The 20587-nt window shown below is 55.5% G+C and carries 16 protein-coding genes and 1 pseudogene; 12 read left to right on the top strand and 5 right to left on the bottom strand.

Annotated features, from left to right (window positions below):
- The first annotated feature begins 44 nt into the window (after positions 1-44).
- Genes BPHY_RS16290 through BPHY_RS16275 form a run of 4 tightly spaced genes read left to right on the top strand, consistent with a single transcriptional unit; the run spans position 45 to position 3139 of the window.
- Entirely contained in the window at positions 45-953 is a 909-nt protein-coding gene (locus BPHY_RS16290) for an amidohydrolase family protein (protein WP_012402539.1), read from the top strand.
- Complete coding sequence (gene ligA, locus BPHY_RS16285; RefSeq protein ID WP_012402538.1) at positions 953-1360, top strand: protocatechuate 4,5-dioxygenase subunit alpha; 408 nt, start codon at positions 953-955, stop codon at positions 1358-1360. The genes BPHY_RS16290 and ligA overlap by 1 nt, the downstream gene beginning before the upstream one ends.
- On the top strand, positions 1353-2195 hold the full coding sequence (locus BPHY_RS16280; protein ID WP_012402537.1) for a class III extradiol dioxygenase subunit beta: 843 nt from the start codon (positions 1353-1355) through the stop codon (positions 2193-2195). Before ligA ends, BPHY_RS16280 begins: the two co-directional genes overlap by 8 nt.
- Positions 2192-3139: a Gfo/Idh/MocA family oxidoreductase gene (locus BPHY_RS16275; protein ID WP_012402536.1), complete on the top strand. Its 948-nt coding sequence runs from the start codon at positions 2192-2194 to the stop codon at positions 3137-3139. The genes BPHY_RS16280 and BPHY_RS16275 overlap by 4 nt, the downstream gene beginning before the upstream one ends.
- A gap of 76 nt (positions 3140-3215) precedes the next feature.
- Here the strand turns inward: BPHY_RS16275 and BPHY_RS39525 are convergent, their stop codons facing one another.
- On the bottom strand, positions 3216-4217 hold the full coding sequence (locus BPHY_RS39525; protein WP_012402535.1) for a LysR family transcriptional regulator: 1002 nt from the start codon (positions 4215-4217) through the stop codon (positions 3216-3218).
- A 224-nt stretch (positions 4218-4441) separates the two neighbouring features.
- On the opposite strand from BPHY_RS39525, the gene BPHY_RS16260 reads away from it, so the two are divergent.
- The 7 genes from BPHY_RS16260 to BPHY_RS16230 all read left to right on the top strand — a co-directional run bounded on the left by BPHY_RS16260 (position 4442) and on the right by BPHY_RS16230 (position 13877).
- A complete protein-coding gene (locus tag BPHY_RS16260) occupies positions 4442-5731 on the top strand; it encodes a Rieske 2Fe-2S domain-containing protein (RefSeq protein WP_244304910.1) in 1290 nt (429 codons plus the stop codon).
- A 184-nt stretch (positions 5732-5915) separates the two neighbouring features.
- The gene (locus tag BPHY_RS16255; RefSeq protein WP_012402533.1) at positions 5916-6878 is read left to right on the top strand and encodes a PDR/VanB family oxidoreductase; all 963 of its coding nucleotides are present in this window, start codon (positions 5916-5918) and stop codon (positions 6876-6878) included.
- 60 nt (positions 6879-6938) lie between these two features.
- Positions 6939-8123: an OmpP1/FadL family transporter gene (locus BPHY_RS16250; RefSeq protein WP_012402532.1), complete on the top strand. Its 1185-nt coding sequence runs from the start codon at positions 6939-6941 to the stop codon at positions 8121-8123.
- Positions 8124-8168: 45 nt separating this feature from the next.
- Positions 8169-9665, top strand: coding sequence for an aldehyde dehydrogenase (locus tag BPHY_RS16245; RefSeq protein ID WP_012402531.1), 1497 nt, complete (start codon positions 8169-8171; stop codon positions 9663-9665).
- Positions 9666-9669: 4 nt separating this feature from the next.
- On the top strand, positions 9670-11313 hold the full coding sequence (locus BPHY_RS16240) for a GMC family oxidoreductase (protein ID WP_012402530.1): 1644 nt from the start codon (positions 9670-9672) through the stop codon (positions 11311-11313).
- Between the two features lie 143 nt (positions 11314-11456).
- Positions 11457-12542 carry a porin gene (locus tag BPHY_RS16235; RefSeq protein ID WP_012402529.1) on the top strand — a complete coding sequence of 362 codons (1086 nt, stop codon included), beginning with the start codon at positions 11457-11459 and terminating at the stop codon, positions 12540-12542.
- A 261-nt stretch (positions 12543-12803) separates the two neighbouring features.
- Positions 12804-13877: a methyl-accepting chemotaxis protein gene (locus BPHY_RS16230; RefSeq protein WP_012402528.1), complete on the top strand. Its 1074-nt coding sequence runs from the start codon at positions 12804-12806 to the stop codon at positions 13875-13877.
- 29 nt (positions 13878-13906) lie between these two features.
- Here the strand turns inward: BPHY_RS16230 and BPHY_RS16225 are convergent, their stop codons facing one another.
- Positions 13907-14998: an IS630 family transposase gene (locus BPHY_RS16225; protein WP_012402527.1), complete on the bottom strand. Its 1092-nt coding sequence runs from the start codon at positions 14996-14998 to the stop codon at positions 13907-13909.
- Positions 14999-15195: 197 nt separating this feature from the next.
- Between BPHY_RS16225 and BPHY_RS16220 the strand changes: the two are divergent.
- Positions 15196-16455: pseudogene (locus tag BPHY_RS16220) on the top strand (cation:dicarboxylate symporter family transporter).
- Between the two features lie 371 nt (positions 16456-16826).
- Here BPHY_RS16220 and BPHY_RS16215 read toward each other — a convergent pair.
- The 3 genes from BPHY_RS16215 to BPHY_RS16200 form a co-directional block, all read right to left on the bottom strand.
- Complete coding sequence (locus BPHY_RS16215) at positions 16827-18299, bottom strand: sodium:solute symporter family protein (protein ID WP_012402526.1); 1473 nt, start codon at positions 18297-18299, stop codon at positions 16827-16829.
- Positions 18300-18599: 300 nt separating this feature from the next.
- Positions 18600-19118, bottom strand: coding sequence for a flavin reductase family protein (locus tag BPHY_RS16205; protein ID WP_012402524.1), 519 nt, complete (start codon positions 19116-19118; stop codon positions 18600-18602).
- Positions 19118-20458, bottom strand: a complete 1341-nt coding sequence (locus tag BPHY_RS16200) for an LLM class flavin-dependent oxidoreductase (RefSeq protein WP_012402523.1) — start codon at positions 20456-20458, stop codon at positions 19118-19120. Before BPHY_RS16200 ends, BPHY_RS16205 begins: the two co-directional genes overlap by 1 nt.
- Positions 20459-20587 lie beyond the last annotated feature (129 nt).

The raw sequence follows: 20587 nt of genomic DNA, 5'->3' as shown, positions 1-20587 counted from the left end.
ACGAGGGTTCATTCCCGTGAAGTCGCGATTCGGAGAATACATAAATGGAATTCCAGAAGAGTCCGGGTTGGCTGGACTGGTGCCCGGAGCCTTCCGTGCCCGTCTTCCAGCTCCCTGATGGCGCGATCGATGCTCACTGCCATGTCTTTGGACCCGGTGACACGTTTCCTTATGCGCCGGAGCGCAAGTACACGCCCTGTGACGCAAGCAAGGAGCAGTTGTTCGCGCTGCGTGACCGGCTAGGTTTCGCGCGGAACATCATCGTCCAGGCTACGTGTCACGGAACAGACAATCGCGCCTTGGTTGATGCCTGCCTGAGTTCGAAGGGACGTGCACGCGGAGTCGCATCAGTGCGACGGAGCATCTCCGATGACGAGTTGCAGGATCTGCATGCTGCCGGCATACGCGGGGTGAGATTCAATTTCGTCCGGCGACTTGTTGATTTCACGCCTAAAGACGAACTACAGGAAATTGCTCGGCGAGTGGCCGCGTTAGGCTGGCATATCGTTGTGTACTTTGAGTCCGTCGATCTTCCCGAGCTATGGAGCTTCTTTAGCGGTCTGCCGACGACTGTAGTGGTCGACCACATGGGACGCCCGGATGTCACGAAACCCGTCGATGGAAAAGAGTTCGAACTGTTTGTTCGGTTCATGCGTGAGCACAAGAACGTCTGGTCTAAGGTGAGCTGTCCGGAGCGCTTGAGCGTTTCCGGGCCCCGGGCTGTCAAAGGGCAGGCGAATCCGTATCGGGACGTCGTGCCGTTCGCGAAACGTCTTGTTGAAACATTCCCTGATCGCGTGTTGTGGGGGACGGACTGGCCACATCCTAACCTTAAGGATCACATGCCAGACGACGGCATCCTGGTCGACTTCATCTCCCAGATCGCACCGACAAGCGAGCTTCAGCGCAAGTTGCTCGTCGACAACCCCATGCGCCTCTATTGGAGCGACTGATGCAATCGATTCACGAGCGCGATTACGACGATATTCCTGGCACCTACGTGTTTGACGGGGAGCGGTGCCGGAAGGGGTTTGCGCTAAACATGTTTTGCAAGTCATTGGACCTTGCCGCCAACCGCGAGTCCTTTCGTCAAAACCCCGATGCTTACCTCTCAAGGTTTGCTTTGAGCGTGGAGCAACGCAACGCGGTTGTTGCTCGCAATTGGCTGGAGATGTTGAGGCTGGGCGGCAATATTTACTACACGTTCAAGCTGGCCATATTTGATGGTCTGACGATGCAGCACGTTGGCGCTGCCATGTCTGCCAAACCGATGAGTGTGGACGAATTCCGCACGATGATGGTGTCGGGCGGTCGGCCAATTGCCGGTAACCGGAGCGTAAAGGAGCAATGTAATGGCTAGGATAATCGGCGGCGTCGGGACGTCACATGTGCCGTCCATCGGCGCTGCGATTGATCACGGCAAGGTCGACGATCCCTACTGGCGCCCGCTCTTCGAAGGAGTGCAGCCAGCTCGTAAATGGATCGAAAAGATGAAGCCGGATGTTGCGATCGTCGTGTACAACGACCATGCATCGAGGTTCGCTCTGGACATGACCCCGACTTTCGCGATCGGCATGGGTGAGCGGTTCAGCCCGCATGACGAGGGATATGGGCCACGGCCGGTGCCAGTCTGCCAGGGCGATCCGGCACTCGCGTGGCATCTTGCCGAATCGCTTGTGTTGAAGGATGAGTTTGATATTGCGATGGTCAGTGAGATGACGGTGGATCACGGGCTAACCGTACCTCTCTCGCTTCTGTTTGGCCAACCCGAGGCTTGGCCATGCAGAATCATTCCATTGTGCGTCAACGTGATTCAGTATCCTCAGCCCACAGCGCTGCGATGTCTTCGTCTTGGGCAGGCCTTGCGGCGAGCCATTGATGCGTACGAGCCCGATCTGAAGGTCGCCATCTTCGGAACAGGGGGGATGTCACATCAATTGCAAGGAGAGAGGGCGGGTCTGATCAATGCAGATTACGACAAGATGTGGCTCGACAAAATGGAAAGCGATCCGCAATCACTCGCCAGGATCAGTCATACGGAGCTCCTGCGCGAGGCGGGCTCGGAAGGGTTGGAAATTATTATGTGGCTGATCATGCGCGGGGCGCTCGATTCGTCGGTCCGTCGTATTCATCGCTTCTATCATGTGCCAGCATCCAACACCGCATACGGCATGCTGATAATGGAGAATGCGTGACTAAGCCATTGCGAATTGGGCTCATGGGTGCCGGTGCGATAGGTATCCAGCACCTGGAGGCACTATCCATGCTCGAGAACGTCGAAGTGGTTTCGATTGCCGGAAAGGAAGCTCCCCGGATCGAGGATCTGGCGACTCGTTATGGTATCGGACATGTTTGTTCGGATCTCCCGGAAATGCTCTCGCTCCGGGAAGTCGAAGCAGTCATTCTCTGTACGCCCACCCCCATGCATTCGGACCAAGCCGTGCTGTGTCTCGAATCTGGAAGGCATGTCTTGGTGGAGATTCCGCTCGCTGATTCGTTGTTGGGGGCGCAAGCCGTTGTGCAAAGTCAGCAACGCACAGGACTGGTTGCAATGTGCGCGCACACACGACGATTCAATTCAGGGCATAGGTGGCTACACGAAAGGATTGAACGAGGTGCGTTCGTGTTGCGTCAACTGGACGTACAAACTCACTTCTTGCGACGTAGCAATTTGAACGCGTTAGGCCAACAGCGCACCTGGACGGACCATCTTCTGTGGCATCACGCGGCGCATACTGTTGACCTGTTTCAATATCAGACGGGGGAAAAGGTACAGGTCGCTCACGCATTACAAGGACCTGTCCATTCCGAACTGGGTGTCGCGCTCGATCTGTCGATACAGATGAAGACCGGGTCAGGGGCGCTGTGCACGCTGTCGCTCAGCTTCAATAATCAAGGTCCGTTCGGATCGACTTTCCGTTACATCGGAGACGGGGAAACGTACGTGGCCCGCTACGATAGCCTGATCGACGGGTGCGGTGCAAAAATTGAGCTTGATGATCAGCTGTTGAGTGGAATTGCCGCGCAAGACCAGGAGTTTATTGCAGCTATCCGGGAGCTACGTGAACCGAATGCGAGCCTGGCGAGCGTGATGCCGTGCTATCAGCTACTCCAGGAACTCGAGAGCCAGTTGATCTGACCACGAGGAAAAGGCGAGGCCGGCGTGTCGTTTTTTCCAGCTTCGCTATCCGGCCGTACGTGATCATCCACGATGTTTACTGACGCGAACCTCGCCCTGTTTTTGCTGTTGTCCGAGTACCCGCCGGGGCAACAGATTGTTCATCTATGGCCGTTTCTACTTCGATCTGATACCTCTGCAACTCCTTGAGTACTACTTCTCGCAACAGCGACGTACTTTCAGAAATCAGCGTATCGCTTCCAGCACGAACGGGTGTGGCTATGGAAAGGCCAACCTCGAGGCCCGGACTGTTGATGCGATGCAACCGCAACTCGGGGTCTCCTATGCATGGTTGTACGCCACTGAGCGGTATAACAGAGTAGCCGTACCCGTGGCGTATCAGATCCAGTATAGCTGTGAGGTTCTCGATTTCGTGAACCACCTGAGCGGTCAACCCGCGCTCGGCGAGGGCGGCAGCCAGCGCACCATGTACGACGTTACTCTTTCCAGCAATGACCAGTGGAAGTTCCGGGATTGCCTCAAGTCGCACTGAGCTCGCCGGTACACGACCTTCACGGGCGGCTTGCGGCCCCGAGACAAGATATAGGCTCTCACTCGCGAGGGGCCGCAAATCAACCGCGTCACTTGCAATCGGGTTGTAGATCACCGCGCAATCGAGTTTCCCAGCGCCAACCAGCTCTCCAAGATTTGCTGACGTACCGTCCACCGTTCGTAACGTCACTTCAGGTAGCTGTTCACGAAACGCCTGAATCAATGGAACGACAACGGTTCTTGCGAGAGACGGTGCCAATCCGAGAACAAACGTACCTTGAACGGGGCCGGTTGTGCCCTTCACGGCCCGTTCGGCAATCGCAATCTGGCGAAGCACCATCGGTACCTGGTCGAGCAGGCGCCTGCCTGCATCGGTCAATACAAGCCCACGACCGTTCCTTCGGAACAACTCAGTTCCAAGTTCAGCTTCCAGTTGAGCCACCTGCCGGCTGAGGGCCGCTTGTGTCACACCCAGCACGCTCGCAGCGCGAGTCAGGTTACCGATCTCAGCGATTCGCGAGAAATGCTGCAACTGTTTGATTTCCATGGCTCAGAACTCTCACTAACCGAATATCAGATATGCATTAACGGATATTTCTCACATGAAGATATTAGCATAAAGTAACTCTCAAAGGGGAGCGTCTTGGTCAAGTCAAACCGACTGACGTCCCCGGATTTAGGTACGGGTCACCACCGTCCGCAGTCTGACATCGGGGGTGGTCCGTAGCACATTTAATCAAAGGAGACTTCATGAACGTTCCCACGCAGCCCGTGGTGTTCAAACCGAACTCGCGCGGTGCCGACCGCTATCAATACCTGACTCAGACTGACGCGGGAACGCCCACGGGCGAACTGATGCGACGTTACTGGCAACCCGTCGCGCTTATTGACTCGTTGCCGCCGGGGGCTGCGCCGCAGCCGATCCGGATTCTGGGCGAAGACCTTGTGCTCTTTCGCGACGACAAGGATCGGGTCGGGCTTATCGACAGAAAGTGCGCGCATCGATGTACTGACCTGGCGCTTGGGCGCGTCGAGGACGGTGGAATCCGTTGTCCATATCACGGATGGCTCTTCGACGTTGAAGGTCGTTGCCTGAGTCAACCTGCTGAAGCTTCTGCGACCGCGAAGGACCGGATCCGCATGAAGTCGTATCCGCTTCATGAGGCGGCGGGTGCATTCTGGGCATATATGGGTCCGGGCGAGCCACCGCTTTTTCCGAATTACCCCGCGCTCGCAGGCGGCGCGGAGCATTGCTACACAACGCGATGGTTCGGTGACTGCAACTGGTTGCAGGCGAGCGAGGGCAACATCGATCCAGTTCACACTTCTTACCTTCACCAGCTCGAACTGTCTAGCGAGGACATGAAAGCACGCTGGGGTGTGTTCTCGAATCAATCCCGTCCCGAACTGGCTGTCGAGGACACCCGATTCGGTGTCCGACTGTACACGTTGCGCAAGATTGACGGAACCGAACGTTCATCCATTCGAATCACGAACTTCGTCATGCCCAACGCGTGCGCAGTCGGAGGGTTTGAAGGATACCTGGGCGAGGGGGGGCTGACGATGCTTTGGGATGTCCCGATCGACGACCAGCATCACTGGCGGTGGGAATTCATCTTCCATCGAAGCGGAAAGTTGAACAAGGCCTCGCTCGAAGCCCAGTATCAGTCGGAAAAGGAAGAAGGCGACCGGATGCGGCGCAAATGGGAGGACCTTTACTCCCAGGATCGCGAATCGATGAAGGGAAAGGCGTATCTGGGGCTGGGCGAGTGCTTCTCGGTACACGACATTGCTATCACCCAGTCGCAAGGCACGATTCATCAGCAGGCGGACGAACACTTGTCGTCTTCGGATATCGCGATCGTCCGTGCGCGCCGGATGCTTGACGAAGCCGCCCGGGTTGTTGCGGAAGGCGGCGATCCGCGCGGCGTGGTTCGTACAGATGCCGACAATGATTTCCGCGATATGGTCGTTGTAACGGGTGAAATCGAAAACGGCGACTCGAAGGAAGCCTATTGCGCTCGCTTCACGGAAAGCCCGGATCTATTCCGTCCGCAATAGCGACGATGCGGTCTGCGGTAAAGCCAATGTAGTTGCGTCAGATGGACTTACGAGCAGGTCGGCTCCGCTTGTTGCACGGAACGAGATTCGAATTGGGTTCTTCTGCATCAACAAGGTGCCGACTTGATATAGAGCTTTTGACGTCGATTTTGTCGTTTCGATTTACCGAGGTTTCTTTTTGGCCATGAATACTATCCCTGTTCGCGTTGCAGTTGCCGATACCATTGCTCAAGACATCCGGTTGTTGAAGCTGGAAGCCAACGACGGATCTAGTCTGCCTGGCTGGAAGCCCGGATCACACATCGATCTGCATCTCGGGCAGGGAATCACCAGGCAATATTCGTTGTGCGGTCCTCAGGGCGACACGTCCGCGTATCAGGTTGCGGTCAAGCTGGAGCCTCAGTCACGCGGTGGCTCAAAGTACGTCCATGAATCTCTCAAAGTCGGCAGTGAACTTCTTATTTCTCCGCCGCGCAATCACTTTGAAATGAAGGCGGATGCTGGTCATACCCTCCTCGTAGCCGGCGGCATCGGAATCACGCCCATTATAAGTATGGCGCGGGAACTCGCCGAGAAGCGGCAACAATTCGAGTTGCTGTATTTCACACGATCAGAGCACCACGCTGCGTTCAGAGAAGAACTTGAAGGCGGCCCACTTGGTGAATCCTGCAAGCTCCTCTGCGGGTTGGAGCGCGATGACGTCGAAGAGGCGCTCGAAGGTGCACTTGACGATCGGTACGACGGCAGTCAGTTGTATCTGTGCGGTCCGAAACCCTTCATGGACACTGTCCGTGCTGTCGCGGTCCGTTGCGGATGGCCAGACGAAGCTGTTCACTTTGAGTATTTCGCAGGCGCGGAGCCAGTTGGTCAAGGCGAGCAAACGTCCTTTGACCTGAAGCTCGCCCGTTCTGGAAAAACTGTCACGATTCCGGCGAACAAAACAATCGTGGATGTGCTGCGGGAAGAGGGAGTCGAGGTCGAGACCTCGTGCGAACAGGGTGTGTGCGGGACCTGTGTCGCTAGAGTACTTGATGGGACGCCAGAACACCACGATTGCTTCCTTACCTCTCAGGAACAGGCTCGAGGCGACTGCATGGCAGTCTGCATCTCGCGTTCCAAATCCAGATTGCTCGTACTGGATCTGTAGTAAGCACCTATGCCCACGACGGCATAGCGCAAGCAAGAAGAATAAAATTGGAGACAAAAAATGTCGATGCAATTCGGTTCGCAGGGATGTGCGCGAGCGTTAGCTGCTGGTGTAGTTATAGCGCTTTACGCTGGGAAGGCTCTCGCAGTTGATGGGATCGCACTAAGCGGTACTGGAGTAAAAGCTGCAGGGATGGCCGGGACGTCAATCGCATTCCCACAGGAGAGCTCTTCTGCAGCCGATAATCCCGCCGGGATGGGCTTAATCGGTTCACGGACTGACTTTGGAATTCAGGTACTGGAGCCGTTGACAGATTTCGAGTATGGAAGTCCCTCGAACACTCTGCATACGGGAAAGGTATACCCGGTTCCAGATGGCGGGGCAAATTGGCAAATAAATCCGAGATTAACATTCGGTGTTTCTCTCTTCGGTACGGGTGTCGGCACTAGCTACGGGCGTCCGGCGCTCACAGTGCCGGGAGCCGGTGTTGCGAAATCCAGTCTGCAGACAATGATCGCCGCTCCAACGGTGACCTGGCGGCTCACCGAGCACAACATTATCGGTATCGGTCTATCGTTGGCCTATCAGCGGTTCTCCGCTAACGGGGCAATCGTTCCAGCAGACGACGGTACCCTCCAGCCGCTACCTTCGCACGGGACCGCAAATGCGTTTGGATATGGGATACGTGTCGGCTATATCTGGCAACCGGCGTCTACGTTCACCCTCGGCGCAAGCTACGCCAGTCGTATACGAATGAGCAAGCTGTCTGGGTACGAAAACGATCTCCTGGCGGCGGGAGGAGGCCGCATCGACATTGGTGCGCAGTATGGAATCGGTGTCGCCTATAAGGTAATTCCGAGCGTTACCCTTGCTGCTGATTGGTTGCACATGGAATTCTCCAATACGATTATCGGATCGGCACAAGGGTTCGGTTGGCAGGATCAGGACTTCTTTCGGATTGGTGTCTCGTGGGATGTCAATCAGCGCTGGACGTTGCGTACTGGATTTTCACACGGCAATCATCCAATAGGACCTTCGGTAGTTGCTCAGAATCTGCTCGCGGCCATGCCGGTTTCGACATCAGTTGCAGTCGGTGCAACATACAGGATCGGCGAAAGGGATGGGGTAAGCGGAATATTCGAGTACGGATTTCCGGTCACGGTCAAAGGCGAGGGCGCAAGCCTCGGATTTAACGAGCAGACAAAAACGGAGGTCTTCGGTGTGAGCTATGGACACAAGTTCTAGTCAATTGGCGCGTACAGAAGGACTTCGAAATTCAAGGAAAATGCTATGACCACTTCGCGGTTTGATCCACAAGCTGAGTTGAGTGACGACGTGCGGTCCCGTTTTTATATTGGAGGACATTGGGTACTGCCGAATTCGAAGGAAACAGCATCGCTTGTGTCACCAACGACGGAGAAATCGTTTCTTTCCGTTCCTCTCGCTGATCGGCGGGACGTGGATGACGCGGTCCGAGCGGCCAGAAAGGCCTTTGATACGGGACCATGGCCACTTATGTCCGCGGCGGAGCGCTCTGATTACTTGCGACGCTTGTCGGGCGCTGTGGCGTCGCGCATGCAACTGCTGTCCCGGCTGTGGACGGCGGAGGTCGGCGCGCCTGTCTGGTTCGCAGACCTGTTCACTCCTACTGCGACTGCGATGCTCGAATACTACGCGGAGCTGTCCCTATCCTTTCCGTTTAAGGAACATCGTCAAACGCGAGGAGGGCACGCGCGAGTTCTCCGGCAACCGGTTGGGGTAACCGCCTTGATCGCGCCATGGAACGCACAATTGCCAATCCTGGCGTACAAGTTGAGCGCTGCCCTTGCCGCCGGGTGCACCGTGGTTGTCAAGGCACCTCCCGAGACCCCTCTTGATGCGTTAGTGCTGGCGGAATGCGCACATGAAGTAGATTTGCCGCCGGGTGTTCTCAATGTGATTACGGCAGACGCAGATCGTGGCGCTCATCTGGTGGCGAATGTCGCGGTCGACAAGGTCAGCTTCACTGGCAGCACTGCAACCGGGAAAGTGATCGCCAAAACCTGTGCCGATCGACTCGCACGAGTCACGCTGGAACTCGGTGGGAAGTCCGCAGCAATCATTCTCGAAGACGCAGAACTCGAACCGACGCTCGCCTCGTTGTCTCCGTACACCATGCCTTTTTCCGGGCAGATCTGTTTCGCTCAAACCCGTATTCTGGTTCCGCGCAATCGAGAGCAAGAAATTGTCGAGGCTTATAGTGCCGTAATCGGTGGACTGAACGTAGGAGATCCATGGGATGAGACCACACAAATCGGCCCACTCGCGAATCGTCGCCAGTTCGATCGGGTCCTTCGGTACATCGATGTTGGACGTAGCGAAGGAGCGCGATTAGCCACAGGAGGAAAGAGCTGTGAGCGCTTCGAAAGGGGCTATTTTGTCGAGCCCACCATCTTTTCGGGTGTAACACCTGATATGACAATTGCGCGCGAAGAGATATTTGGCCCGGTCGTCACTGTAACCGCGTACGACGATGTCGATCACGCTATCGCACTTGCAAACGATTCAGATTTTGGGTTAAGCGGGACCGTGTTCACGACAGATGTAGAACGGGGCTACGACGTCGCGCGGCAGCTCAAGACCGGGAACGTCTCGGTAAACGGCTTGGAAATGTCGCCGAACGTACCCTTCGGGGGATTCAAGCAGTCGGGGGTTGGTCGAGAAGGTGGTCCGGAAGGTCTAAGCGCATTCCTTGAGGATCAGGCGATTTACCTTCCATCCGAAGCGCAACCTTCGAAACTGGCATAGAGCGATGGACTACGACTTTATAGTGGTTGGTGCGGGTAGCGCGGGTTGTGTAACAGCGAACCGTCTCGTTCGAGAATGGCAGGCTAAAGTGCTGCTGATTGAAGCAGGCCCTTCTGCAAAGAGTGCGCTGATCCGGATGCCCGCTGGAACGTTCAAGATGCTCTTCAACGGCAGCCCGTTTATTAAGCGATACGCTTCATCGCCACAGGCCTCACTAGGTGAGCGGGTCGTTTCGATTCCACAGGGAAACGTAGTCGGCGGCGGTAGCTCGGTCAACGCAATGGCATACACGCGGGGATCGCGTGCCGACTATGAGCGGTGGTTTGCGGCGACGGGCGATCCGGGCTGGAGCTGGAACGGCTTGTTGCCCTATTTCAAAAAGCAGGAGGGAAATCAGCGGTTTGACAATGAATCTCATGGTTCCGATGGGCCGCTTAAAGTCTCGGACCCGCGGTACACGGTCGAAGTCGCAGACAGATTCGTTCGAACCATGCAGCGTCACGGAATACCGTACTCGCCCGATTTCAATGCCGGACGTCTACAGGGCGTAGGCTACATGCAGACGACAACGTATCAAGGTCAACGGTGTAGCGCGGCGGATGCATTTCTCACTCCGATCCTGGACCACCCAGGGTTGACTCTGGTTACAGACGCCGTCGTCGAGCGCGTTTTGTTCGAAGGAGACGCGGCAGTCGGCGTTGAATACCGAGTAAAGGGAAAACTGGGTCGCGCGCGGACGTTGAACGAGGTGGTCCTGTGCGCCGGGGCGTTTGCGACGCCCAAGCTCCTGATGTTGTCAGGTATCGGACCTGCAGCGCATTTGAAAGAACAGGGGTTGAAGGTGCGCGTCGATTCACCTGGGGTCGGCGAGAATCTGCAAGATCATAACGTTGCAGTTGTCTCAATGACCACCCGTGGGCAATACGGATATTTCGGTGAAGACCGCGGATTTCGTGCTTTGCGAAATGCTCTTCGCTATCTTGCGTTCCGCAGCGGCCCCATTGCATCAAATGGTGCCGAAACCATGGCCTTCGTCAATCTCGGTGATCCAGCGGCAGAGCCAGATTTGCAACTATATTGTGTGGGAGTAATGTGGCCTGACCCACAAGGTCCAAAGCCCACGTTTGGGATGACTCTGATGGCAAACCTTGTCCGCCCGCGCTCTCGCGGTACGGTGCGCCTTCGATCTGCCGTGCCGTCCGACGATGCAGTCGTCAGTCCAAACTGGCTCCATGACGTAGCAGATAGAGAACGTCTCGTTCAGGCGTTGCGCTATCTTCGTCGCCTCGCGTCTTCCGAGCCTCTCGCATCAATTGTGCATGAAGAAGTCGGGCCAGGCCCTCACGTTCAGTCAGACGGCGAGCTGCTTGAATATCTGAAACGAACGACGGATTCCAACTATCATCCGGTCGGAACCTGCAGGATGGGTCGTGAGGATGACTCGATGTCGGTATTAACCCCCGATCTGAGAGTAAAAGGGGTGAGCGGGCTGCGAGTCTTCGACGCTTCAATGATGCCCCACATTATCAGTTCGAACACCAACGCGACTGTGATGGCAGTCGCGGATAGGGCGGTCGATATCATGATGGCGAATTGGAACATTCCAGAGGAACGCGACAAGACGAAAGCGGAAGAACACGCTCAGTAATACCGAACCTACTCTTCCCTATCATGGGAACGGAAGGCAAGGAGAAGTCAAGACGATTAACTTGACCGATATTTTTGCTCGATGATCAGGTACGAAAATATAACAATTAATTAGTATATCTACATACACAGGAGACTTTTTCGATGAAAACGATAAGGAGTCTAAGTTTGATATCGGTTTCTGCTTTGGTTGCCGGCAGTGCTTGCGCTCAAAGCAACGTTACGTTATACGGAATCGTTGATACAGGTGTGCAATATTACAACAACGCCACAGCTTCAGGCGGATCAGTCGTCGGAATGCCGAGCCTCTCAGGGAAACTGCCGTCGCGTTTTGGTCTGCGGGGCGTAGAAGATCTAGGCGGTGGGTATAAGGCGTTCTTCGTCCTCGAAAATGGTTTTGCAGTGAACAACGGTGCGCTAGGGTACGGTGGAAGAATATTCGGGCGTGCCGCAAACGTTGGAATTGATAGCAGGTTCGGAACCTTGACGTTGGGCAGACAGATGAACATGACGTTATACGCGCTTACCGACGCCGACGTCATAGGACCGTCTAACCACTCCTTGGCGGTTTTTGACACATATCTGCCAAATGCTCGCAGCGACAACGCAGTGGGGTATATGGGGAAATGGCACGGCTTCACTATCGGTGCGACTTATAGTTTTGGTCGAGATGCAGCCGGGCCTGCTGGCCCGTCTGCGACCAACTGTGCGGGCCAGGTTCCTGGTGACTTCGTCGCGTGTCGGCAGTACACGGTCATGCTCGCCTATGCCTCGGAGACACTCGGTGTCACTGCGTCATATGACGTCATGCGCGGAGGTACGGGAGCGTCAGCGCCGCTATCAAGCAGCGCCAATACGGACACACGGACAATCGTTGACGGCTACGCAAAATACGGAAACCTGAAGTTGGGAGCAGGGTGGATCAGGCGAAATACGTCGAGCACGACTCATAGTCAATCGGACATCTTCTTCGCGGGTGGTACCTATCTGTTGACACCCGCATTCGCAGTTGACGCGCAGGCGGTTAGGTACATATTGCGGACGCGTTCGGACGCGACACTGTTTGTTGGGCGCGTAAGCTACTTTCTTTCAAAACGAACGTCAATCTATTCATCTGCTGGTTATATGATCAACAGTCCCACTTCGGCAGTCCCGGTATCGGCGGGCGGCACCGTCGGAATAGGTAAGAATCAGGTGGGTTTCATGGTTGGTATGCAGCAGCGTTTCTAATTGAACTATAACGCCTCGTTTTAAAGACCACTTTCAACTGTTCTGTGGAATCGATAGCACCTCGATGCCGCTGGTATTTTCGGTCATCCGTGGTGGGAAACTTGCGATTCCAGCGTCGACCTGCCGGAGAAAGTGCGGCGCTTTCAATCGCAAATGATATGCCGATCTTAAACGACACCATGTAAGGGAAAGAAATTGAAGAGGCGTGTTATCACGATTAAGCACAAACTGTTTTGTGCTTTCGGAATGTTAGGGACAGTCATGGTCCTGCTGGGACTATGGGAACTGGCCACAGTTGTTTACAGGGTCGAACCAGGATCGCATGTTACCCGTTTACTCTCGATTGCTATGGTCGTCCTTGCGACGACTGGATGCGTCTTTTCGATCTACTGCGGTGTGCATCTACATTCAGTTGTCTGTGGAGGACTGAATCGGATGGGGAAAAGGCTTGAGGATATTGCCGCAACACTCGACTTGTCCAAGCGCTCTTCAAGCCCGCGGATGGATGAGTTTGGACGTGCAGCTGTGGCATTTGACGCGTTAATGCTAAGAATTCAGGAGGCAGTTTCCGATGTGAGTCTGTCGACTGACACCGTCTCAAGGGCCACGCGAGCCCTTGTATCCGGAAATCTCGACATTTCTGCGCGGACGGAAGAGCAGGCGGCGTCGTTGCAGGAGACAGCGTCGAGTATGACGCAATTGACGGAAACAGTGAAACAGAATGCCGACAACGCGCGGTGTGCGAAGGACGAGGTTGCGAAGGCAAACAGGATCGTGGAGAGAAGCGGCAAGGTCGTCCATGAAATGGTCGCAACGATGGAGAAGATTTATGGGAGCTCGAGCAAAATCTCGGAGATAACAGGAGTCATCGAGGGAATCGCATTCCAGACCAATATCCTGGCACTGAATGCGGCCGTCGAAGCTGCCCGTGCAGGCGAACAGGGAAGAGGATTTGCCGTTGTCGCGAGTGAAGTACGGGGTCTCGCCCAGCGGTCTGCATCCGCGGCGAGGGAGATAAAGGAATTGATTGGCACGTCGGTAGCGACGATTAGCGAGGGATCAAAGCAGGCCGATAGAGTCAGCGTGGCAATGGATGAAATGAAGGCAGCAATCGAGAATGCATCTCAGATGGTAGATGAGATTGCCAGCGCTTCGGAACAACAAAGTCAAGGTATCGAACAGGTGAACCAGGCGGTTATTTTGATGGAGCAGGTGACGCAGCGGAATGCTGCGGTGATTGAGCAAGGGGCGATTGCAGCCCAGGCGCTTGAGGAGGAGACACACCGGCTAGAAGCGACGGTTACATCATTCAAGATTTCGCAGGACCCTGGTTAGATTTCAGTCCTCTAATTTTTTGTTTGAGGCTAGTGTTCCGTTCCGCTGATTCGCGAACAAAGTCTGTGTAGCTTTTCGAGGATTGAATCAGCGGAGGCGGTCCAGATGAATGGTTTGCAGTTTTCGTTGTAGTGGGAAACGAACTGATCGATGCGTCTGATCAGTTGCTTGACCGAACCGAACGAACCGCGCCGGATGGCCTTGTCAGTGATCAGCGCGAAGAAGCGTTCGACCTGATTAAGCCATGAACTGTAGGTGGGAATGAAATGCATGTGCCAGCGAGGACGCGCTGCCAGCCATGCCTTGACCTTCGGGTGCTTGTGACTGCTGTAGTTATCGACGATACAGTGCACGTCGAGTTCGGCCGGCACTGCCTTGTCGATTTCGCGCAGGAACGACAGGAATTCCTGATGTCGATGACGCGGCTTGCAGGTGGCGAGTACGGCACCGTTGAGCACGTTCAGTGCCGCAAACAAAGTGGTGGTGCCGTGACGAACATAATCGTGCGTGACACCTTCGACGTAGCCGAAACCCATCGGCAGCATGGGTTGCGTACGCTCAAGGGCCTGACACTGGCTCTTCTCGTCGACGCACAATACCAGTGCGTTCTCCGGCGGACTCAAGTAGAGGCCGACCACGTCGCGCAATTTCTCGATGAAGAATTGATCAGTCGAGAGCTTGAAGCTTTCGCTGCGATGCGGCTGCAGACCCAGCAGCTTGAAGTAACGGTGCACACTCGTCGGCGAGATGGCAGTTTCGGCTGCAATTGTGCGCACGCTCCAGTGCGTGGAGCCATCCGCAGGCTTGGTGTGCAGGGTCTTGTGGATCAGCTGAGCCAGTCGCTCATCGTCGATCGTGCGCGGCTTGCCGGGGCGTACTTCATCATAGAGTCCGTTGATGCGCTGCTCCAGGAATCGCAGACGCCACTTGCCCACCGTGGCGCGTGTGAGTTGCAGGCGCTGCGCGATTGCGCTGTTGGGCTCCCCGTCAGCCGCCGCCAGTACAATGCGCGCACGCGTGACCAGCGCAGCCGAAATCGAGCGGGAACGTGCTATCGAGATCAGTTGCGAGCGCTCGTCTTCGCTCAACTCCAACTCGGCCTTCGGTCGTCCCATCGGCATGTTGACGTCTCCCGTTCCGTTGACGTCAACATGCTACGCGAACATAGATCAGTTAACAACGGAACGGGACACTAGCTAGTCAAGCCTCCAAGCGTAGAGGCATTCACATCAATTGGTCCTTGCAAGCGGATCCACAATCGGTATCAACCGCCGTGGAGATATGTCGGTAACAAGGTTGTCGACGAAATCAGAGAACGATGAATACACCAAGTGTCCTCAGCGTGGCACGCGCCAAAAGTTTTTCCCTGCTTCGGCAGCAGTATTTTCAGGTGTTGGTTGCAATCCTCTTGGGTGGCGGACTGGGATACGTCGAGCCGAAATTTGCTGTGCGATTCAAGCCTATCGGAGACACGTTCACTAGCCTCATCAGGATGCTGACCGGGCCGCTTGTATTCTGCACGGTCGTTTGCGGGATTGCCGGCATGGGAGACGTGAAGAAGCTGGGACGGGTGGGCGCGAAGACTCTGCTTTATTTTGAGCTGGTTTCTACTTTGTCGCTTGTTGTGGGACTGGTCGGTGGTCATTTGCTGAGGCCAGGAATCGGGTATCGCCCGACATCAGCTTCCTTAGATGTATCAGATATCGCGCAATACGCCAGCGGGGATCATAAGTAGAATGCTGTTGCTACTCTGAAGCACGTCGTCCCTGAAACTTTCGCGAGCGCGTTTGTAGGCGGAAATCTGCTACAAGTTTTGCTGGTTTCCGTGATCGCGGGCGCCGCGCTGGTTACAATCGGTGAGCGCGGCCGCGTGGTGTCGGACTTTATCGTAGTTTCGTCTTTATGCTTTTCGGTATGGTCCGCATCGTCATGAAGGGCGCGACGCTAGGTGCTTTCGGTGCGATGGCATTTGCCGTCGGGACGTTTGGTGTCGGATCAGGCGCTCCTCTTTTGAAGCTGATCGGTGCTTTCTACATCACGATCACGTTTTTTGTGGTGGTGCTTGGAGCGATCTGTAGATTGGCAGCATTCAGCGTCTCTTCCTTTATACGCTACATCGGGAGTGAGTTCTTGATCGTTTTGAGTACGAGCTCTTCGGAGGCGGCTCTTCCACAGATGCTTGATAAGCTTGAGCGTCTTGGATGTTCTCGGTCCATTGTCGGCTTAGTCGTTCCCGCCGATTACTCGTTTAATCTCGATGGTACGAACATCTACATGACCATGGCTGTTCTGTTCATCTCTCATATTTTCAACGTTGATCTTTCATGGGAGCAGTAACTTACATTGATAGGCGTTGCCATGCTTACTTCGAAAGGCGCGAGTGGTGTCGCAGGTGCGGTCTTTGTCATGTTGACCTCGACGTTAACGGCATTTCCTGTAATCCCCGTATCGGGAATGGTGCTACTACTAGGCATACATCGTTTTATGGGAACTAGCGGCGATTATTATCTCAGCGTTGGAAGATGAACTTGATTGGTCTATGTTAAAACGTACGTTACGGAAGTCAAATGAGCGTTGATATTGGGTAGTATTGTAAACGTCTCGTCGCGCTTGCAATTACCCACTTCTTTTAGCGCGAGTTCATAGCCGATCGGGATGTCAGTCACACGTCGCATGCCACGCCACATCACGGTATTGCCCTGCGGAGGATCACTGACACGCGCAAGGTAACCACCGAGCTGAGCGAGCCTGATGACGTTGCGCGCGAGCGGTGGTGCGTGTGCGTTATGAGACGTGTCGTGAACGACGTGTTCAAGCAGGTCGATTTCGGTGCGCTGAACGCGAGTTCGCTGCGGCCCGTGGCGCTGAACGGCCGAGCATGGTGAATCAGGTCTCTTGAAAAGGCGCTCGCCTGCCGCATGAAAATGCATTGGTGTTAGTACAGAGACTTTAGCGCGCTACCGTAATTGGACGTGCACCCACGCGGCTCAGACACGCGGTGGTCGACACAACAATAACGTTCACTGCGAGGGCGGAAAGACCGACGTTCACTGAAGCTAGCCATGTTGGCAGGAATGGAAACGCTCGCGCAAAATCCCCCGCACAACCGAGCGACACGTAGCCAAGCATCAAAACACCGACGACAATTCCGAGTGCGAGCGGCGCAACTCGTTTGGTCACGCGAGGTATCAGGCCGAGCAGAAAGGCGGGAAAGAGCTGGTCAAGGAGATTGGACGCGAAGAGCGAAATCGGCACCATGGAGGCGCCCGACGAGAACAGAGCGGTCACGCAGATGAGCGCATACACGGGGACGGTAATTCGCGCGATTCGGTTGATCACCGCGTCAGACGCGTGAGGCAGGAGATAGCCTCGGACCAGGTTCTTCGAGAACATAGTCGACGCGTTAAGCAAAATCATTGCCCCCGGCACGAGCGCTGTGAGCAGGCCTGCACCGCCGATGACCCCTACCACCCACGCGGGAAAGGACTTCTTCGCGATTGCGAATAGTGCGATGTCGGTTGACGAGCCCGTCAGACCAGGCACGACAACGATCGCAGTGAAGCCAACTATGTACATACAGACAATCAGCATCTGGTAAAGCGGCATCATGATCGCATTCTTTCTCGCTGCGTCGCGGGTTTTGATAGCGTAAACACTCGTGAAGGCGTGGGGAAAGAGGAAATAGCCCAACGAGACCAGCAACACGGTGGAGTTGTACCACGTCGCGTTGAGGCCTGTCTCGGGCATATTGAAGTGTCCCGGATGCGTACGTTCGATCGTCTCGAAGAGGTGTGCGTATCCCCCGAGATAGTGCAGTGGAAGATACGCAGCAAGAGAAAGTGCAACGATCAGGATGAGAACATCCTTGACCACTGCAACGGTCGCCGCGCCGCGGATTCCGGACACGACGATGTAAGCTACCATGATTGCGAGGCCGGCCCAGATTGCTGCGGTTTCCGACAGCCCTCCATAGGAGGCCTCGTGCACGATGATCCCGAGGCCTTTCATCTGGATCACGAGGAGGGGGATCATTGCGCCCAGACCGATGACGGCCGCCATGGCACCGAGCATGCGACTATTGAATACGCGCTCAAAGTAGTCGGAGAATGAAACAAGCTGATACTCCTGAGCGATGTCACGAAGACGTGGAAGGGTCCAGTATCCAATGACGAACGCAAGTGAGGCGCAGCCCATGTAGTAGAACACCGGAGCACCCTTCGCATATGCCCAGCCCGTCGCGCCGAGAAACGAATACGTTGAAAAAATTTCACCGGCGATAAGAACGAAGGAAATAACGACGCCGAACCCGCGACCTGCGATCGACCATTCCTCCAAGTTCATTTCGACGCCACGTTTCGCCACCAACCCGATCGCAAGCGCCCCGACGAAAAATACTGTGAGAATAAGCAGCGCGCTGTTCATGATTCACCCCGCGAGTCGTCAGTGTCGTGCGCATCAAATGTGTGAATGATCCACAGGATGGCCGCCGATGTGATCATCGAGGCGAGGTTCCACAGGAGAAGGGTCGGCATTCCGAACGCGAGTGGCCCCCAGTACTGCACTACGGAGGTGCCAGAAAAGAAACCGAGAACCGGTAGTACGGCGAGGAGATACACAGCTTTCACGTCACATGTCTCCAGAACGCACGAAAGCTCGCGCGAAACTTGGTTGGTATTTCAGACAACGGCTTTCGCTGTCGCGTCCGTAGTCACTGACCCTTGATCAGGTGAGGTGTGCCTGAACGCTATCCAGACATCGGTAAGCGCCGTCGGCATACAGCAGCGGATCGACTTCATCGTTGACTACCGTCTGCAACACGTCGCCTACGAATACCGTATGCGTTCCATGTTCGAACTGGCGAGCCAAGCTGCAGAAAAACGTGGCCTGCGCGTTCTCGAGACAAGGTAAGGTCCAGCGCATCGACATTTTCCACTGGCTGGACGCAAAGCGCTCGGCCTGAGAATAGCGGCTGCCGAACCGGTCACTGATATGGCGCTGGTCCTTGCGCAGCAGTGTCACCGAAAAGCGACCAACGCGCTCGATCACCGGATGGGACGATGCGTCCTTGTTGATACATACGAGCAAGGATGCGGGTGTTGCACTAAGGGAGGTCACTGCTGTCGCGACCATACCATACGGTTGCACATCATCGTGGGTTGCTACGACGCATACTGTTGACGCGAGACGACGCATGGCCTTTGCGAAATCGACGACACAGGCCTCGTTCTGGATCGCTTCCATCACTGACTCCCTGCCTTCGTAAAGCGGTTTGCCGGGCGGGTCAGCCCGAGGTTCTCGCGCAGCGTGGCACCTTCATATTTGGTTCGGAACAATCCTCGCCGCTGAAGTTCGGGCACCACCGTCGCGGCAAATACATCAAGGTCGCCCGGCAATACAGCAGGTTGAACTAGGAAGCCGTCGACCGCTTCGGCGCGAAACCATGCTTCCATTTCGTCGGCGATATCTACCGGGGTGCCGATAATCGTGCGCTGACCGCGCGCGCCCGCCATCTTTTGATAGAGCTGACGAATCGTGAGATTTTCGCGGTTTGCCATATCGAGAACGGACTGAACGGTGCTCTTGCTAGTGTTGGTGTTTTCTGCGCTGATTGTGCCCGGCAGGGGGCCGTCAAGATCGTACCCGCGCAGATCAAACCCTCCGAGTGCATTTGACAGGAGCTCAAGCCCGACTTCCGGTTGAATCATCGCCTGCAGTTCCGCGTGACGTTGCTTCGCCTCCTCGCGGGTTGAGCCAATAACGGGATTGAGACCCGGCATGATCTTGAGCTGCTCCGGCTGCCTGCCGTAACGGCTCATGCGGCTTTTCAGATCATCGTAGAAAGCCTTGGCCTTCTCAAGCGTGTGCTGTGCAGTGAACACGATTTCTGCAGTTTCAGCGGCGAGTTCCATCCCGTCGTTTGACGAGCCCGCCTGTGCGATCACGGGATGCCCCTGCGGAGGTCGCGCTATGTTCAGTGGGCCACGCACACTGAAATGCGTGCCGCGATGATCGAGAGTGTGCAGCGAGTCTGGCCGGAAATAGACTCCCGATTCGCGATCTCGAATGAAGGCGTCGTCCTCCCAGCTGTCCCACAAGCCGCGAACGACGCCGACAAACTCCCGTGCACGCTCGTATCGAGTCTCATGAGAAAAGTGTTCATCGCGCCCGAAATTCATGCTCTCGTCAAGGTTCGAGGACGTGACCACGTTCCAGCCGGCCCGACCAGCGCTGATGTGATCAAGCGAGGCGTAACGCCGTGCGATGTTGTACGGCTCGTTGTAACTGGTGGTTGCTGTCGCAACGAGGCCGATATGCTGCGTCATCGCAGCGATCCCTGCCAGAAGCGTCGTGGGCTCGAAATACGCCATGTACTGGGGCCAGCGCGAGAGCGCCGCTAGATCGCCGCCTCGCACAGCTGCGGCATCGGCAAGAAACAGCAGGTCAAACCGCGCGGCCTCAGCCGTTTTTGCCAGTTTCACATAGTGCTGGAAGTTGCTTCCCGCGTCGAGTTGGGAATCAGGACTCAGCCACGCGGCAATGTGGTTGCCCGTGGGATGGAAGAGTCCGCCAAGTTTCATCATGCGTTTCCTATCCACGTTTATCTCCGAACGAATTGTGATGGAATTATTTGATTCGTTCGGGAAATACGACAAGCAACCAATTCAGAACACCCTGTTGCTTTGCAGTGTTGAGTTCTCGACAACAGATTG

Source organism: Paraburkholderia phymatum STM815 (assembly GCF_000020045.1).
GTDB classification, from domain to species: domain Bacteria; phylum Pseudomonadota; class Gammaproteobacteria; order Burkholderiales; family Burkholderiaceae; genus Paraburkholderia; species Paraburkholderia phymatum.
Note: the sequence above shows the minus strand (reverse complement) of the source record. Positions and strands in the feature narration are given on the sequence as shown.

What these genes read in the sequence shown, in the direction of transcription:
- BPHY_RS16200 (WP_012402523.1), bottom strand. Translation starts at nt 20,458, where the DNA reads ATGATGAAACTTGGCGGACTCTTCCATCCCACGGGCAACCACATTGCC.
- BPHY_RS16225 (WP_012402527.1), bottom strand. Translation starts at nt 14,998, where the DNA reads ATGCCGATGGGACGACCGAAGGCCGAGTTGGAGTTGAGCGAAGACGAG.
- BPHY_RS16290 (WP_012402539.1), top strand. Translation starts at nt 45, where the DNA reads ATGGAATTCCAGAAGAGTCCGGGTTGGCTGGACTGGTGCCCGGAGCCT.
- BPHY_RS16250 (WP_012402532.1), top strand. Translation starts at nt 6,939, where the DNA reads ATGTCGATGCAATTCGGTTCGCAGGGATGTGCGCGAGCGTTAGCTGCT.
- BPHY_RS16205 (WP_012402524.1), bottom strand. Translation starts at nt 19,118, where the DNA reads ATGGAAGCGATCCAGAACGAGGCCTGTGTCGTCGATTTCGCAAAGGCC.
- BPHY_RS16215 (WP_012402526.1), bottom strand. Translation starts at nt 18,299, where the DNA reads ATGAACAGCGCGCTGCTTATTCTCACAGTATTTTTCGTCGGGGCGCTT.
- BPHY_RS16240 (WP_012402530.1), top strand. Translation starts at nt 9,670, where the DNA reads ATGGACTACGACTTTATAGTGGTTGGTGCGGGTAGCGCGGGTTGTGTA.
- BPHY_RS16245 (WP_012402531.1), top strand. Translation starts at nt 8,169, where the DNA reads ATGACCACTTCGCGGTTTGATCCACAAGCTGAGTTGAGTGACGACGTG.
- ligA (WP_012402538.1), top strand. Translation starts at nt 953, where the DNA reads ATGCAATCGATTCACGAGCGCGATTACGACGATATTCCTGGCACCTAC.
- BPHY_RS39525 (WP_012402535.1), bottom strand. Translation starts at nt 4,217, where the DNA reads ATGGAAATCAAACAGTTGCAGCATTTCTCGCGAATCGCTGAGATCGGT.
- BPHY_RS16280 (WP_012402537.1), top strand. Translation starts at nt 1,353, where the DNA reads ATGGCTAGGATAATCGGCGGCGTCGGGACGTCACATGTGCCGTCCATC.
- BPHY_RS16230 (WP_012402528.1), top strand. Translation starts at nt 12,804, where the DNA reads ATGGTCCTGCTGGGACTATGGGAACTGGCCACAGTTGTTTACAGGGTC.
- BPHY_RS16255 (WP_012402533.1), top strand. Translation starts at nt 5,916, where the DNA reads ATGAATACTATCCCTGTTCGCGTTGCAGTTGCCGATACCATTGCTCAA.
- BPHY_RS16235 (WP_012402529.1), top strand. Translation starts at nt 11,457, where the DNA reads ATGAAAACGATAAGGAGTCTAAGTTTGATATCGGTTTCTGCTTTGGTT.